The organism is Roseateles sp. P5_B10 (genome assembly GCF_056400485.1).
This window is the reverse complement of the sequence record NZ_JBFULE010000995.1, coordinates 1-1,702: the sequence shown is the minus strand read 5'-3', so window position 1 is coordinate 1,702 and position 1,702 is coordinate 1. Positions and strand designations below refer to the sequence as shown.

1 protein-coding gene is annotated in these 1,702 nt (G+C 71.5%); it reads right to left on the bottom strand.

The window, feature by feature from the left end:
• Positions 1–169: 169 nt before the first annotated feature.
• Positions 170–1,702: M56 family metallopeptidase (locus AC1DU6_RS30105; protein ID WP_477861708.1), on the bottom strand; the 1,533-nt coding region annotated here is incomplete at its 5' end.

The window sequence follows — 1,702 nt, the reverse complement described above, 5'->3', positions numbered from 1 at the left end:
ATGCGCGGCCCCTGGGCGCGAAAAGGGCGGATGCCGACGGCGATGTCGACGATGCGGTCCACGCTGGCGCGCATCACAGCCGGCGCCGCTGGGGCTGCGAAGTCCAGCGCAAAGGCGGGCCAGGACAGGGCGGCGCTGCCGGCCGCAAGCAGATGACGGCGTTGCACGGTCAGAAAGCCTGGCGGGCCAGCGACTTGCGGATCAGCGCCGCATCGCGCAGGCGATTGGCCGAGCCGTCGGCGTCCAGTAGCACCACGGTCACCGGGCGCTTGCCGTTCAGGATGCGCATGGCCAGGCAGCGGCCAGCTTCCTCGGTATAGCCGGTCTTGGAGACGCGGATGTTCCAGCCCTTGGCGCCGACCAGCCGGTTGGTGTTGCGCACGTCGCGCTGGCGGCCGTCGACCGGCACCTTGGCCTTCTTGACGCTGGTGATGCGCTCGATCTCGCCGTAGCGCGCCGCCGCTGCCGTGATGGCCGCCATCTCGGTGGCGGTCGAGGTATTGGCCGGCGACAGCCCGGTCGGGTCGGTGATGGCCGTGCGCTTCAGGCCGAGCGCGCGGATCTTGGCCTGCATGGCCTTCTCGAAGCCGGCCTCCCCGCCGGGAAAGGTGCGCGCCAGTGCCGCGGCGGCGCGGTTCTCGGACTCCATCAGCGCCAGCTCCAGCGCGGCCTGCCGGCTCATCTGCGTGCCGACGCGAACCCGCGAGCGGCTGTGCTTGAGCGTGTCGACGTCGTCGCTCGTGATACGCAGCTTCTCGTTCGGGTCCAGCTTGGCGTCGAGCACGACCATGGCCGTCAGCAGCTTGGTCAGCGAGGCGATCGGCACGACGGTGTCGGCGTCACGGGCCATCAGCACCTTGCCGGTGGCGTCGTCGATGACGACGACGTGCTTGGCATTGACGGGCAGGCGCAGTTGTTGAACCGGCGGCGCCTCGGCCTCGATGGCCACGGGGCTGGGCGGCGGCTCGACCGGCTCACGGCCCTTGGCCTGCACGACGAAGCTGGTCGCGGCGATCAGCAGCGCCGGCAGGGCCAGCTTCCAGCCCGTGGCCTGGGGGCGCGGCGCGAGCAGGCGCTCGATGCGGGCAAGCAGGTCGCCGCCGCGAGCGGCGAGCGCAGGAGAGGGAGTCATATCGGAGGAGTCCATTTCAGAAAGGGCGTGCAGGGCCAGGGCCAGGCGGCGTGAATCACCGAGCAGCTCGGCCGAGATCTCGTCGGCCACCAGCTCGCGCTCATGACGCATGCGAGCCGACAGCCACCAGACGACGGGGTGAAAGAAGAGCAGGGCCTCGACGGCGCTCTGCAGCAGGTTGGCCGCGTAGTCCCAGCGCCGCACATGAGCCAGCTCGTGCGCCAGCAGGGCTTCGATCAGGTCCACCGGGAGGCGGGTGAGCAGGGCGGCAGGCAGCAGCACGCAGGGCCTGAACATGCCCAGTGCGATGGGGCCGGCCAGGTCGGGCAGCAGGCGCAGCGGGACGGGTCGCTTGAGGCCCAGGCGTCGGGCGAGGCCGTCCAGCCGCGCCTGCCATTCGGCCGGTGCCGGCATGCTGCGCCGCCGCGCACGGCCGACCCAGGCCAGGCCCAGGGCCAACCTCGCCAGCATCAGCGCCGTGCCCAGGGCCCAGGCGCTGACCAGGGCCGGCATCTGCTCAGCAAGCGGCGGCAGCTCGCCGATGAATTCGGCGTCGGCGGGTGCGAGGTC